This window comes from Pseudoalteromonas sp. ATL1, from assembly GCF_058933015.1.
In genome coordinates, this window is record NZ_JBZYXL010000001.1 from 3,277,769 (window position 1) to 3,290,922 (window position 13,154).

At 42.4% G+C, this 13,154-nt stretch carries 13 protein-coding genes; 3 read left to right on the forward strand and 10 right to left on the reverse strand.

Annotated elements, in window-relative coordinates; translation table 11 throughout:
• Nucleotides 1-117: 117 nt before the first annotated feature.
• Both AC5FX4_RS14330 and AC5FX4_RS14335 read right to left on the reverse strand, forming a co-directional pair.
• Nucleotides 118-1,503: a sigma-54-dependent transcriptional regulator gene (locus AC5FX4_RS14330; RefSeq protein WP_493607035.1), complete on the reverse strand. Its 1,386-nt coding sequence runs from the start codon at nucleotides 1,501-1,503 to the stop codon at nucleotides 118-120.
• Nucleotides 1,500-2,609 carry a sensor histidine kinase gene (locus tag AC5FX4_RS14335; protein WP_493607036.1) on the reverse strand — a complete coding sequence of 370 codons (1,110 nt, stop codon included), beginning with the start codon at nucleotides 2,607-2,609 and terminating at the stop codon, nucleotides 1,500-1,502. The genes AC5FX4_RS14330 and AC5FX4_RS14335 overlap by 4 nt, the downstream gene beginning before the upstream one ends.
• Before the next feature lie 178 nt (nucleotides 2,610-2,787).
• On the opposite strand from AC5FX4_RS14335, the gene AC5FX4_RS14340 reads away from it, so the two are divergent.
• Complete coding sequence (locus tag AC5FX4_RS14340) at nucleotides 2,788-3,393, forward strand: DNA-3-methyladenine glycosylase I (RefSeq protein ID WP_493607037.1); 606 nt, start codon at nucleotides 2,788-2,790, stop codon at nucleotides 3,391-3,393.
• Here AC5FX4_RS14340 and AC5FX4_RS14345 read toward each other — a convergent pair.
• Together AC5FX4_RS14345 and AC5FX4_RS14350 are read right to left on the reverse strand one after the other, a co-directional pair.
• On the reverse strand, nucleotides 3,390-4,826 hold the full coding sequence (locus AC5FX4_RS14345; RefSeq protein WP_493607038.1) for a sigma-54 dependent transcriptional regulator: 1,437 nt from the start codon (nucleotides 4,824-4,826) through the stop codon (nucleotides 3,390-3,392). The two genes, AC5FX4_RS14340 and AC5FX4_RS14345, sit on opposite strands and share 4 nt — an antisense overlap.
• Nucleotides 4,827-4,991: 165 nt before the next feature.
• Complete coding sequence (locus AC5FX4_RS14350; RefSeq protein ID WP_493607039.1) at nucleotides 4,992-5,777, reverse strand: flagellin N-terminal helical domain-containing protein; 786 nt, start codon at nucleotides 5,775-5,777, stop codon at nucleotides 4,992-4,994.
• Nucleotides 5,778-5,998: 221 nt separating this feature from the next.
• Here AC5FX4_RS14350 and pseB point away from each other — a divergent pair, with 221 nt between their 5' ends.
• A complete protein-coding gene (pseB, locus tag AC5FX4_RS14355) occupies nucleotides 5,999-7,000 on the forward strand; it encodes a UDP-N-acetylglucosamine 4,6-dehydratase (inverting) (protein ID WP_493607040.1) in 1,002 nt (333 codons plus the stop codon).
• A complete protein-coding gene (gene pseC / locus AC5FX4_RS14360) occupies nucleotides 6,997-8,157 on the forward strand; it encodes a UDP-4-amino-4,6-dideoxy-N-acetyl-beta-L-altrosamine transaminase (RefSeq protein WP_493607041.1) in 1,161 nt (386 codons plus the stop codon). Before pseB ends, pseC begins: the two co-directional genes overlap by 4 nt.
• A gap of 18 nt (nucleotides 8,158-8,175) precedes the next feature.
• Here the strand turns inward: pseC and AC5FX4_RS14365 are convergent, their stop codons facing one another.
• From AC5FX4_RS14365 to AC5FX4_RS14390, 6 genes are read right to left on the reverse strand one after another with little or no spacing between them, the layout of a single operon-like run.
• On the reverse strand, nucleotides 8,176-9,303 hold the full coding sequence (locus AC5FX4_RS14365) for an acyl-CoA reductase (RefSeq protein ID WP_493607042.1): 1,128 nt from the start codon (nucleotides 9,301-9,303) through the stop codon (nucleotides 8,176-8,178).
• On the reverse strand, nucleotides 9,287-10,324 hold the full coding sequence (locus tag AC5FX4_RS14370) for a LuxE/PaaK family acyltransferase (protein WP_493607043.1): 1,038 nt from the start codon (nucleotides 10,322-10,324) through the stop codon (nucleotides 9,287-9,289). The genes AC5FX4_RS14365 and AC5FX4_RS14370 overlap by 17 nt, the downstream gene beginning before the upstream one ends.
• A complete protein-coding gene (locus AC5FX4_RS14375) occupies nucleotides 10,311-11,624 on the reverse strand; it encodes an AMP-binding protein (protein WP_493607044.1) in 1,314 nt (437 codons plus the stop codon). The genes AC5FX4_RS14370 and AC5FX4_RS14375 overlap by 14 nt, the downstream gene beginning before the upstream one ends.
• Nucleotides 11,621-12,418: an SDR family NAD(P)-dependent oxidoreductase gene (locus AC5FX4_RS14380; RefSeq protein WP_493607045.1), complete on the reverse strand. Its 798-nt coding sequence runs from the start codon at nucleotides 12,416-12,418 to the stop codon at nucleotides 11,621-11,623. The genes AC5FX4_RS14375 and AC5FX4_RS14380 overlap by 4 nt, the downstream gene beginning before the upstream one ends.
• Complete coding sequence (locus tag AC5FX4_RS14385; RefSeq protein WP_493607046.1) at nucleotides 12,369-12,608, reverse strand: acyl carrier protein; 240 nt, start codon at nucleotides 12,606-12,608, stop codon at nucleotides 12,369-12,371. The genes AC5FX4_RS14380 and AC5FX4_RS14385 overlap by 50 nt, the downstream gene beginning before the upstream one ends.
• Entirely contained in the window at nucleotides 12,608-13,153 is a 546-nt protein-coding gene (locus AC5FX4_RS14390) for a GNAT family N-acetyltransferase (RefSeq protein WP_493607047.1), read from the reverse strand. The genes AC5FX4_RS14385 and AC5FX4_RS14390 overlap by 1 nt, the downstream gene beginning before the upstream one ends.
• Nucleotide 13,154 lies beyond the last annotated feature (1 nt).

Below are 13,154 nucleotides of genomic sequence, written 5' to 3' on the forward strand. Positions count from 1 at the left end.
GAATTTATGCCAACTTTAAATTAATTTAAAATCAAAGGTTTAGGTGTTATTTTTGGTGCGTCATGATTTTGACAAGCACAAGCCAGCTAATTGCTGGCTTGTGAAAAAAGGATATAACTAGGCTGGTACGGCGATCCCCATATCGCGCATTTTTGCGAGTTTATACCTAAGGGTTCTTGGACTCATTCCTAGAATCTCTGCGACTTCTTTACGCTTCCCTTGGCACCTTGATAGCGTATCTAATATCATTTGGTGCTCTTTGTCCTGTAGCTCCGCTTTGTAATCTACACCTTCAGCGCTAGGCATCTGTGCTATCGCTTCATACGACTCAGCATAGACTGGCTCCGTTGCTCTTACATTCGGTATCGATATGCTAGGTTGATGATTTTCGATGAAAATATCATCCGCACCTATTTCATTACCAAATTGCAAGATCAGTGCACGCTGTACAACATTGTCTAACTCTCTTACATTCCCCGGCCATGCATGTGATAACAGTTTCTGTTTTGCATCAAAACTTAATACCGGCGCTGGCTTATTGGATTTCTTGCTGTGACGTGCGATCAAATGCTCTGCGAGTACCACAATGTCACCCGGTCTATCACATAACGGTAGCCAAGTGAGTGGGAACACATTTAAACGATAATATAAGTCTTCTCTAAACTCACCTGCAGCCACTGCTTCTTTGAGATCTCGGTTACTGGTTGCCAAAACTCTGACATCCAGATCTATAGTCTTTCTACCACCTAGACGTTCCACCTCACGTTCTTGCAGAACGCGCAGCAATTTAGCCTGGAGGCCAAGGTCCATTTCGGTGATTTCATCCAACAAAATTGTCCCTTTTTGCGCTTGCTCAAATTTACCTGGACACGCTTGGATAGCACCAGTGAATGCCCCTTTTTCGTAACCAAACAGCGTGGCTTCGAGCATGTTTTCCGGAATTGCTGCACAGTTAATCGCAACGAACGCTTCTTGCGCTCTATCCGATTTGTCATGAATATATCGCGCCAGTACTTCTTTACCAGAACCGCTTGGACCCAAGACCATAACGCTGGCGTCCGATTTAGCAACCTTTGCTGCAAGTTCAAGAAGTTTAAGGCTCTGTGGATCTTCAACCACAGGACCGTCAGCTTCTTTTTCTTTAGGCGGCATGTAGCGGCTTACCATGTTTAGTAACACTTCCGGTGCAAACGGCTTAGCCATATAATCAATGGCACCTAAACGCATTGCTTCGACAGCGTCATCAATCGTGGCATAAGCGGTCATCATCAATACAGGTAAATCTGGATAATTCAGCTTGATGGTTTTGAGCAAATCAATACCGCTCATTGCGCCCATTTGTACATCACTCACGACCAAAGAAAAGCTTTGCTCCTTTAGCAGCACAACAGCTTGTTCTGCGCTTGAAGCTTCTACGCAATTAAAACCTGACAACTGCAACGTATCAATTAGGGCTTCGCGTAAACCAGCGTCATCTTCAACAACTAGTATGGAATAACTCATACAACCTCCAATTGTTCAGTATCGAATGATATGGGTAGCAACAAACTGAAGCACGCGCCCCCTTGTGGCATATTTTTCACTTCAACACGTCCTTTGTGCGAATTTGCTACGGAATTCACAACGGCAAGACCCAATCCTGTGCCTTGACTTTTTGTGGTGTAAAACGGTTCAAATAATTTATCGGCGTCGCTGGGGTTGATACCTGGACCATTGTCTATCACGGAAATCCTCACTTTGTCATGCTGATCATCCTGTTGGGCGACCAACGTAACTTGAGCGTCGGTGCCAATAATTTGAATACTGTTATGGATCAGATTTTGAATTGCGCTGGCCAAAGCCGTTTTATTTCCTAAAATCGTAATGTCTGGATCAGGTAAGCACACCTCAAGTGAACTTTGGTTCATTGCAACCATGGCATCGGCCCCCGCTTTTACTTCATTTAAAAGCTGCTGCATCGATACTTTTTCAACGACTTGTTGCTCACCACTTTTTGCAAACAACAGCATGTCATTAACCTGAGATTCAAGGTCCTTTAAACGCGACATTAGCTTTTCATGAAATCTCAATTTCGACGCTTTTGGCAGCTTTTGGCTGCCTAAATTCGCGGCATAAAGCATCGCTGCCGACAGTGGCGTTCTTACTTGGTGTGCTAATGAAGCCACCATTTTGCCAAGCGCACTTAGCCTTTGCATATGCGCAACCCGAGATTGTAAGCGACGGGTTTCTGTTAAGTCCGTCATTAGAATAAGCTGGCCTGGTTCCGGTGCGAGCGCTGTAATGTCCAGTTTTATTAAGCGACCATCTTTGAGCGAAATCTCATGACCATCATCTTGTTGAGGGCTGAACGAACGCTGGATAATATTAAACCACTTTTCGCCTTCCAAAGGTTCGCCTAGCATATCAATGGCGATTTGATTCGCTTTCGCTATCATACCTTGACCATCAAGCACGATGACCCCAGCAGGCATAGTGTGAACCAAATGACTCAGCCAGCTTGCTTGCTGACGTAGCTCACTCAATTCGCCAACGTAGGCTTCTTGCAATAAACAAGGATTGTATTGTGCAGATGGCACAAATTGTGGATTCAATACATGCGCTAAAGCCATAACATTGCTCTCAACCAATAAAACTCTATCGTTGAAAATGCAGGATACGTGCCAAAAAATAACAACATACATATCAATTAGTTAAAATAAAAATTTAAATGACAGTGTTTTGACACTGGTTTTTTATACAGCACTATGTACACTAACTAAATCACTATTCTTTCAAGGAAGCAAAATCATGTGTACACGCTGTTTATGGGTTGATGAAAGCAAGCCCGATTACGTTGAGTATCACGATAAAGAGTGGGGTGTCCCCATTATTGACGATCACACTCTGTTTGAATTTATCACGCTCGAATCTGCACAAGCTGGTCTGAGTTGGTATACCATTTTGAAAAAGCGCCACAGCTATAAGAATGCCTTCGCAAATTTTAACGTCGAACGTGTCGCGGCCATGGATGACAATAATATCGCCGAGCTAATGCAAGATGCAGGTATTGTGCGCAATGAAAAGAAAATAGCGGCGACAATAAACAACGCCAACGCGTTTATCAAAATTCAAAAAGAATTTGGGAGTTTTGCTCGTTATCAGTGGGCATTTGTGAACTTCAAACCAATCGTGAATAGCATCGCGACAAGAGGTGATTATCTCGCGACTACCGAGATAAGCCATGCTTTTGCAAAAGATCTAAAAAAGCGTGGTTTTAAATTTTTAGGGCCAACCACTGTGTATGCACATATGCAGGCTTGTGGCATGGTAAACGATCACGACAATAGCTGTTTTAGGAAACAACAAGTGATCGACATGTATTCTGAGCAACTTTTCAGTGAACTTACCAGTTAATCTCTATTCAAGTTGTATTTCTTCATTTTCTCTACCAAGGTAGTTCGGCGTACCCCTAGTACGTCGGCTGCACGTGATACAACATAGTCGTAACGCTCCAGCGCTTGAGTAATCAAACTTACTTCAAGATCAGCCAAATACTCTTTGAGCTCTATTCCCTCGTCAGGTAATAAACCAAGAAGTGGCTGGGATCCCGACATATCAACATTATCGATCTCGTCATCAAAATCACTAAAGCCTTCACTGAACAACTCATTAAATGCATCTTTTTCTAATAGCTCTTCGGGGTATTCAGGTTCATATGCTTCAACCTCAATATGGCGATACTTATTTGGTAAATCGGTCACATCAACGACTTTTTCAGGGAACATGATCACCATACGTTCAACTAAATTCGCTAATTCACGAATATTACCCGGCCAATCATGGGCTTTGAGGCTTTCAACTGCACGTTCAGTGAATTTAGCAGTAGAACCACTTTGCTCATTTACACGACGCATTAGCTCTTTTAGTAGCAGTGGAATATCATCCCCACGTTCTTTTAATGACGGGTTTTCGATCGGAAACACATTTAGACGATAGAACAAGTCTTCACGAAACTTGCCTTCTTCGATCATATCTTCCAGGTTTCTGTGGGTCGCTGCAATAATCCGAACATCTGCTTGAATCGCTTTAGTCCCACCCACACGCTCATAAGATCGCTCTTGTAGCACACGAAGCAACTTAACCTGCATTTGCAGTGGCATATCCCCTATTTCATCAAGAAACAGCGTACCACCTTGTGCCAACTCAAAACGCCCTTTACGAGCTGATATCGCTCCCGTAAAAGCCCCTTTTTCGTGACCAAATAATTCGCTTTCAAGCAGCTCCCCAGGAATAGCGCCGCAATTCACAGGCACAAAAGGGCCTTGACTACGATTAGAAAGCAAATGCACGTTACGTGCAACCACTTCTTTACCTGTACCAGATTCTCCTAGAATAAGAACATTAGCATCTGTTTTTGCCACCTGAGAGATTAAAAATCGAACTTGTTTAACGGCAGGTGTTTCACCGACAAGACCATCAAAAGCACGACCATCAATTTTTTCTGACTTGCCAGGTAACATACGTTGGTATTGCTGACAGTCGTGGAGCAACTGCATTGTTACATCATGGCTAAATGGTTCAGAGATAAGACCAACCACATTTGCCAAGCTTAAAAGCGGTTTGAGCGTTTCACCAATCAGTAAAAACGGGAAAGCTGGTTGCGACTTGATGAGTTTTTCATGCTCTAAGTTTGACAAAGCACCTAGCACGATTATGGATTCGTTGGACAAAGTGGTTTGCGGTTCAATCTCAGACTCTTGTATGACTTTCGCCCCTTGCCCCACAAACGTTAAAGCCGCCTGAAGGCCATGAGCGCGAACATTATTATTATCTAAGATCAAAACCATCTTACAAGTCCAACTACTTTCAGTAAGGATTAAAGTTATGATTGTAAGGCACTTAAGGTGGGATGCAATACCTAAGTGGCATTTTATTGACATAATCGCCAAAAAAACGCCACATGGTATAGAAGTGGGTAGTACTAAATCATTAAATTTAGCTCGTTATCGACTTTAGAGTAAGTTCAACACCGCCGAAGCAGATTGATTTGCTTGACCCCTTAGTGCAATTGAAGCCTGTGATAAAATGTCATTTGCTGTTCGCTCAGAAACGACCTTGGCATAATCCGTATCTTGGATACGACTTTGGCTCGCTGCGATGTTTTCACGCTGATTATCAGCCTGTCTAATCGTGCTCGAAATTGTATTTTCGAACGCACCTAATTGAGTACGCTGCGTATTTAAGTCTTGAGATACTGTATCAGCAACATCAATAGCTGCTTGCGCACCGGCTTGCGTAGAAATATCGACACTCAAAATGCCACTGGCAAAACTGCCATCTGTTTGCGTCAATGACTTGGTTGTTAAGGCATCGGGACCAATTTGAAAGCTCGCCGATTCACCATTAAACAGCTTCGCGCCACCGAAAGAGGTGTTTTCAAATGTTTCTGTAATTTGCGTTTGCAACTGAGACACTTCTTCTTGCAACGCTTGGCGATCTGAATCAGTTAAAGCGCCATTACCTGACTGAATCGACAGCTCTCTGATACGCGACACAGCATCGTTAACACCCGATAGTGCCGAATCAGCAGTTTGTGCATACGAAATACCATCATTCGCATTCCGAATAGACTGGCTATAGCCATTTTGCTGAGAAGTGAGCCGATCAATAATCTGCAATGCCGCCGCATCGTCTGCTGCCGAATTAACACGTTTGCCCGAAGACAACTGCTGGCTTAATTTATTTCCTGTATTTTCAATTCTATTAAAAATACTACTACTTTGTGACTGGATTTTCATACCTACCCCCATCAAGTGGTATTAGGTTAGACCATACTACTTTTTGCACAAAAAGTCACCTACCACTACAAATTACCTATGCTGTAACCATAAATACTGCAAAATCCCGAAAACTAATATAAAGTATTGACTGATATTCTATTTATAATGCTCGGCTAACAATTAACAAGAATCTGCCGAGCTAAGTGTAAAGATTTAATTACACCTCGAGGAAAGTAACCATGTTTGACAATAAAACAATCCTGATAACGGGTGGCACAGGCTCTTTTGGTAAAAAATACACAAAGACTTTATTGGAAAGGTATAAACCTAAGAAAATCATTATTTTTTCTCGAGACGAATTGAAACAATTTGAAATGCAACAGATATTTGATCAACCTTGCATGCGCTATTTTATTGGTGATGTACGTGACAAAGCGAGACTACGCAGAGCCATGCAAGGGGTTAATTATGTCATCCATGCTGCAGCATTAAAGCAAGTGCCTGCAGCAGAATACAATCCGATGGAATGCATTAAAACAAATATTAACGGTGCAGAGAATGTCATTGATGCAGCATTGGATAACGATGTTGAGAAGGTAATAGCGCTTTCTACTGATAAAGCTGCAAATCCGATAAATCTTTACGGAGCAACCAAACTCGCTTCTGATAAGTTGTTTGTCGCTGCCAATAATATTGCTGGGGGTCATAAAACCACATTTTCTGTCGTCCGCTATGGTAATGTTGTTTGCTCTAGAGGTTCTGTTGTTCCTGTTTTCCAAAAGTTTATTGACGAAGGGAAAGGTTACATACCAATCACGCATGCCGATATGACACGATTTTGGATTAGCTTGCAAGAAGGCGTCGATTTTGTTTTGAAAAATTTCGAGCGTATGCTTGGGGGGGAAATATTTGTCCCTAAAATTCCATCAATCAAAATCGTGGATTTAGCAAACGCAATGGCTCCCGGGCTACCACAAAAAATAATTGGCATACGACCAGGTGAAAAGCTTCATGAAGTCATGTGCCCAGAAGATCTTAGCTATGATACATTTGAATTTGATGATCACTTTGTCATTGCACCGGGCATAAAATTTAGCAGTAGAAGCAACAAGTTCGACACCAACGCCATTGGTGAAGTTGGCAAAGCGGTTGCGCCTGGATTTGAATATAATTCGCTGACCAACCCAATCTATATGACTGTTGAACAGATTAAAGCTTTTAATGCCCAGGCGCAGTTATGATCCCTTATGGTAAGCAGTCTATCGATCAACAGGACATTGACGCCGTTGTTGATGTTTTAAAGTCTAACTGGCTCACTCAAGGACCTAAAGTGCCTGAGTTTGAGCAGCATTTATGCGCATATACAGATGCTCGCTACGCCGTTGCAGTTAACAGTGCTACATCCGCACTACACATTGCCTGCTTAGCCCTTGGCGTAGGCCAAGGAGATAGAGTTTGGACATCACCTAATTCTTTCGTCGCCTCTGCTAATTGTGCATTATATTGCGGAGCATCCGTAGACTTTGTCGATATTGATATCAGCAATGGGAATATGTGTGTCAGTACACTGGCGAGTAAACTTTCGGCAGCCAAAGAACAAGGCACATTACCTAAAGTTGTTATCCCTGTGCACTTCGCTGGCCAATCATGTGATATGGCTGCCATTCACAAGTTATCGATACAGTATGGTTTTCGCATTATTGAAGATGCATCACATGCCGTAGGTGGGTTCTATAAAAACAAAAAAGTGGGTAGCTGCCAATATAGCGACATTTGTATCTTCAGTTTTCATCCTGTCAAAATTATTACTTCTGCTGAAGGCGGTGTCGCTTTAACCAATCAGTCTGACATTGCTAATAAAATGGCGCGTCTACGCAGTCATGGTATTACCAATAACGATACAGAGTTTACGGAGCCAAGTCACGGCGTATGGTATTACCAACAACAAGAGTTAGGGTTCAATTATCGGATGACAGATATTCAGGCTGCACTAGGTATAGAACAGCTAAAAAAGATAGATAGTTTTATTGAAAGAAGAAACCAACTTGCTAAACACTACAACACGCTTTTTAGTCATTTAAAGGTCGTGCCATTAGCCGTTAACAGTTCAACGATCAGCGCCTACCACCTGTACGTTGTTTTAGTCCCCAATTTAACGCACACTCAACATAAGAATATTATCAACGCACTGAGAGATAACAATATTTTTGCTCATGTGCACTATATTCCCATTTACCTGCAACCGTACTATCAAAAAATGGGCTTTGAAGGAGGCTATTGTCCTCAAGCTGAAAAATATTATCAAAGCGCCGTGACTCTTCCTCTTTACCCTAGCTTAGAGAAAGAACAACAACATTATATCGTGCACACACTAGAGCGAATAGTGAACGACGCTTAAAATAGTTCTAGGTGATGCTCAATCAGCCAACCTAGCGATTAGATCCACTCCGTCCCATACGTGATTAAACTGCAAAGCTTGGCCTAATGGTACAACACGTAACCCCCCAAGCTGCTCTACGTCTTTTTCGCACAAGCCAAAGTGGGTAATGGTCTGTAACTTACTGTTCTGTGGTAAAGTGCTTAATTTATCGATATCAGACGAGACAACAAGACCGTTGCCTTCATGTTCTGATAAAAATTCCAAACTTTTTAACTGGTTACACTCTAGAGCTAAATAGTGTGCAGTCGCCTTAGATGATCTTGGAACTAAATCAGGATGTGAGATCAAGAGTGTTTGCACATTAATATGTCGATTTAACTGATGGTGGGTAGCAAATTCAGCCGTCATTTGCGCATGACACTCTACGGAACGCCAAAAGTGCGCTTTAAGCACTTCATTTGTATTAAACCACATAATAGCTTTGGGTGAGGAGCAAGCTTGCTGCGAAAAGCTCAAGTAATCTGCGCAAAACAATTTAGCGGCAGACTCAGCTAGCGGTTTGCTACTTAAGCTTATTACTGCAATGGAAAACCTATCTGGAAACGTCAGCTGATCAGCCACAGGCGCAATTGCATTAACTCGCTTTATCGACTCATTCCCGCCCCAGATAACACGCTTATCGCACCAATTTGAGAAGTACTGAGTCCGCCTTTCATTAGCTGCATCATAGCTCACAACTTGGCATCTCTGAGCCAGTAGCGTGCCAGCTTGCGAATGCATATACTCGTTCAAATAACCAATTAACTGTTCTGCTATTTCTCCACGCCTAGAGCTAAGCCTAACAACATTAAAATTACCAGCTAAAAAGCTCAGCATGAGTGTATACAAATACACGGTGTCAACATTCGCCGGTGCAATATGAAATACTCGGTGATTCCCCCCTAACTTATGGGTATCACGGTACATCTGTGCCAACCGCTTTAGATTACTTCCGCGACACCAAAAGGCAAACGCAACCACTTCGACAGTCGGTTTTTTTGCTAATAAGAACTGGGAAAAAAGAGCAACACACATTATCAGGCTATCATCAAATGGGGCTATTTGTTCATCATGAAATTGCGTATTACCAGCAAGTAACATGGTCTGATCATCTGAAAGTGTCACTGCACCCCCTAGCTTGTGCTTGTGCAACACGTCCTTGCATCGTGAAGTACTTCCCTTTGCGACCACATTGACAATCATCAACGCCGTGAATTGTGGCCAAATCTTCAGTAAGAATGTGGTGTCCCGGATAACTTCTTGCAAGCATTGACTGCAGCTTAACTATGCCTTGAGTGTGTAAAGGTAAAGGCTGTAAATCAATTGGATCAACAACCTCTATATCAGCCCAAACTGGCGTGTGTAACATGCCATGTTCACATTCCACATGAATAGTGCCCGTTTGTTCTACCATGCCGTAATAATCATGCACTTGTACATTACCAAGATGCGCACGCACTGTTTGTTTAAAAGTATTCTTGTCTACCGCCTCCTGCGTTATTTTTTTCCAACCACCGCCGTGCAAAAGTGTCCCTTGGGAAAAAGGCAATGTCATATTTAGCTGTTGTAAGCGCTTAATAACTTGCTGCCAAACGATAAATGTAAAGCCGTACATAAAAACACTTTGTTGCTGATACTTCTGCGCAAATGACATCACTACATCTAGATCCAGCTCCATCTTATCATCCAAAGCAAAATGCAGATCTCGTCCGAAAAAAGACATACCTTGTATTCCCGCTGCACGGGCTGACATTCCAGAGCGCACGTCCAGGGCTTTTTTGCTATCAAGAATGAGCAACGGTAGCCGCTTTGGGCCTAGCCAGTGCTGCATTATTTTTGATAAAACTCTTGATTGTAATCGCGCTGTTGCGCTGTCTAGTACGATCTGTGACTGCTTTCCCGTTGTGCCTGATGATTTAAGCACTCGATGAATATATTGCTTATCAATGCTGCTTAGCAACGTGTTTTTGAATGCACTGACAGCAAGAGGTGTATCTCCCAACCTTTGGGTTACTAAAAATTCTTTACAGTGTTCACAGTGAAAAGCCTGCAAGTGCTCAAGCGCTGATACTAATAAGTTACTCTTGGCCTCCTGATCAAGCTCATAGACAGGCAAGTTTACTAATTCATCATCATTTAAGAGCACAATAATCAACCTTTCCATTTTTCAATCTGGGAATATGATCACAGTGGTGAAGTTTAACAAGTGCGAAATGACATAGGGCAATATCAGCAATTTTGCGCTCTGCCTCATCTAAATGTTTTTCATAAAAAACATCCAATACTTTATCATCACTTGTTATAACGCACTGCCAATCCAGCTGACTGCTAATCTGACTTTCAAGTTCATCCAAATTCACTCGACGCCCTTGAATTTTTGCAATGCGCTTGCTTCTCCCAACGATCTCTATCAAGCCCAAAGCTGAGTATTTAGCAATATCACCGGTTCTTAGTATGTTAATTTGCTCGCAGTGTGCCAAGTCCCCTGCTCCACACGCGTATCCGGCGAATACATTCGGGCCTTCAAAAAGAAGCTCCCCCTCGTCATTGTGTGATTCGATATACAACTTACACTCAGGTAGCGAAGTTCCGATGCTCCCTTCGGGCGCAGTGATAAATATGTCAGGATCCATAATCGCAATGCGTGCCGTTGCTTCTGTTTGGCCATACATAGCGTAAAAAGGCGTACTCGATTGAAGGCTATAAGTTTGTAACGCTTTCCATAGTTGTGCGTTCAATTTGCCACCGGCTTGAGCAAAATACTTTAGTTGCCCAAGAGGAAGACGCTGAAAACCAAGGCGGTGAAGCATTTCAAAACTGAATGGCACGCCATAAAAACTATTGACCTTATGCTGCTCAAATTGAGTCCAAAATGACTTTGCCATCACACTTTGTTGGCCCAGAACCAAGCTTGCGCCAACTGATAGGTGGGTGTGTAAAATGGATAATCCAAAGCTATAAGATAAGGGTAACGAAGTCATCGCACAGTCTGTTGCCACAATGGGCAGCACCGCAGTAATCGCTTGGCAATTATGTGCCAAATTCGTAAAAGTGAGCTTAACAAACTTAGCACTGCCTGTAGAACCACTTGTTGGCAACAACAATGCTAACTCTGCGGCTAACTTTTTTTGCTCACGATTAAGTAGCATGCAGCCATGCTCAGTAACAAAATAGTTTGCACCATACAGCTCTGCAGTTGCTTTATTATCACATTCACTTTTACTGCTATCGAGTAACAAGATAAGATGCTTGCCACGTAACAGTGCCAAGTAAGTCACAATGAAGCGAATCGTGTTTTCTGCCACCAACGCGACTAGCTGTTTCTCAACAGGGAAAGTTTCAAGTTGCACTTGCACCTTTTCATCTAGCTGCTGGTAACTAAGAGAGTCATCATCCTCAATAATGACACTGTTACTTTTATTGGGTAGCATCCAAAATGGTGTCATAAGCTCAACCTCAGTCCACCATCAACATTAATGACCTGTCCAGTAATATATCTACTGCACTCGCTGAACAAAAAACTCACAACCTCTGCAATTTCTTCCGGTTCGCCTAACCGTCCTAGCGCGGTGGATTGAGCGAGTTGTTGTTTTTTATCTGAAGAAAAATGCGCGACAAGTGGTGTATTTATCACCCCAGGAGCCACCGCATTAACTCTAATATTAAAGCCACCAAGTTCGGCTGCAAGGCTGGCAACAAAGCCATGGAGCGCTGATTTCATCGCAGAATAGACACTTTGTCCTTTGCTTCCTTGGTGAGCGACCACTGAGCTGACCAAAACAATGCTACCCGCTTTATTTCTCAACATCAGTTTGCTGATCCCTTGACTAAGCAATATGGCGCTTTTTACATGCTGGCTATATTGTTCATCTATCACAGAGGGTTTACTCATCAGTAAAGGCGCTTCATACATAGAACCCGCACAATGCACAAATGCATGGACGGGTAACTTGAGCTGCTGAATGAACTTCATAAGAGATTGAATATGCGTATCATCAGTGAGATCTGCACTAAAATAGCGGATATTATCTGCATCGCCCATACAGATGCTTTGCTTCGCGCTTAACAACTTTTCTTCGTCACGAGCAACCAACAACACCAAATTGTCTTGGTTTGAGGCTTGTTGCCTTGCAACGGCAAGCCCGAGGCCTGATGAGGCTCCGGTCACCACAACAATTTGCTTGGCCTGATTACTCACTCTCAACACCGTATTTGGCAACGATTTCTTTTGCTTTTTCAAAAGAACTCATATCAATAATATCATCTGTATCAATCATAATATCGAAATCAGATTCAATTTGCGCAATGATCATCATGTGGCTCATCGAGTCCCACTTATCATGTTGTCCATAAGCCAATTCATTTGTCACCTCTTCTGGCGAGATATCCAATACGGTGGCAAATATGTTTTTTAACGTTTCTTCATTCATTAACTTCTACTCAAAAAGGTTTTAATTTGTTGAGTTGCTCGGCCATAAGCTGTGGCATCTAATTCAATCTTAACCTGGTTATTATTCAATGTTTCAACCACTTGGTAACCCAACACCTCATTATACCTCAGGGCTTCTTTGTTTTCTGCTCTCACTACAGAGCACAATTTACTGATATCTAGTGTTTCAAAAGCATAATCAATCAACAAAAGAGAAGGCGCAAACGCAAGCAAGTTGCCTTTAAATTTTTCATCGGCGATATAAATGCCAATTTCAGCAATATCCGTCTGAGTAAGAGGTAACTCAGATTTGAGATTTATCACCCCTAGCGCTTCGCCCTTATATATAATTTTATAATGTGCTTGAGTATTGCAGCTAAGCATTTTATCAAACCACTTGCGGTGCGTATCCAATTCAATGACGCTATCACTTACCATCCGACTTCTTATCTCAGGTAAGTTCCGCCAATGAAATACTTGCTCAACATCTGTTGCACATAGTTTTTTCAGCTCTATCGCATAGCCCGTTAAGTGCTCTGAAACCATG

Coding starts and splice junctions, on each gene's coding strand:
- AC5FX4_RS14335 (WP_493607036.1), bottom strand. CDS start 2,609: ATGGCTTTAGCGCATGTATTGAATCCACAATTTGTGCCATCTGCACAA.
- AC5FX4_RS14345 (WP_493607038.1), bottom strand. CDS start 4,826: ATGGTTTTGATCTTAGATAATAATAATGTTCGCGCTCATGGCCTTCAG.
- AC5FX4_RS14350 (WP_493607039.1), bottom strand. CDS start 5,777: ATGAAAATCCAGTCACAAAGTAGTAGTATTTTTAATAGAATTGAAAAT.
- AC5FX4_RS14375 (WP_493607044.1), bottom strand. CDS start 11,624: ATGACACCATTTTGGATGCTACCCAATAAAAGTAACAGTGTCATTATT.
- AC5FX4_RS14390 (WP_493607047.1), bottom strand. CDS start 13,153: ATGGTTTCAGAGCACTTAACGGGCTATGCGATAGAGCTGAAAAAACTA.
- AC5FX4_RS14340 (WP_493607037.1), top strand. CDS start 2,788: ATGTGTACACGCTGTTTATGGGTTGATGAAAGCAAGCCCGATTACGTT.
- AC5FX4_RS14385 (WP_493607046.1), bottom strand. CDS start 12,608: ATGAATGAAGAAACGTTAAAAAACATATTTGCCACCGTATTGGATATC.
- AC5FX4_RS14330 (WP_493607035.1), bottom strand. CDS start 1,503: ATGAGTTATTCCATACTAGTTGTTGAAGATGACGCTGGTTTACGCGAA.
- pseC (WP_493607041.1), top strand. CDS start 6,997: ATGATCCCTTATGGTAAGCAGTCTATCGATCAACAGGACATTGACGCC.
- pseB (WP_493607040.1), top strand. CDS start 5,999: ATGTTTGACAATAAAACAATCCTGATAACGGGTGGCACAGGCTCTTTT.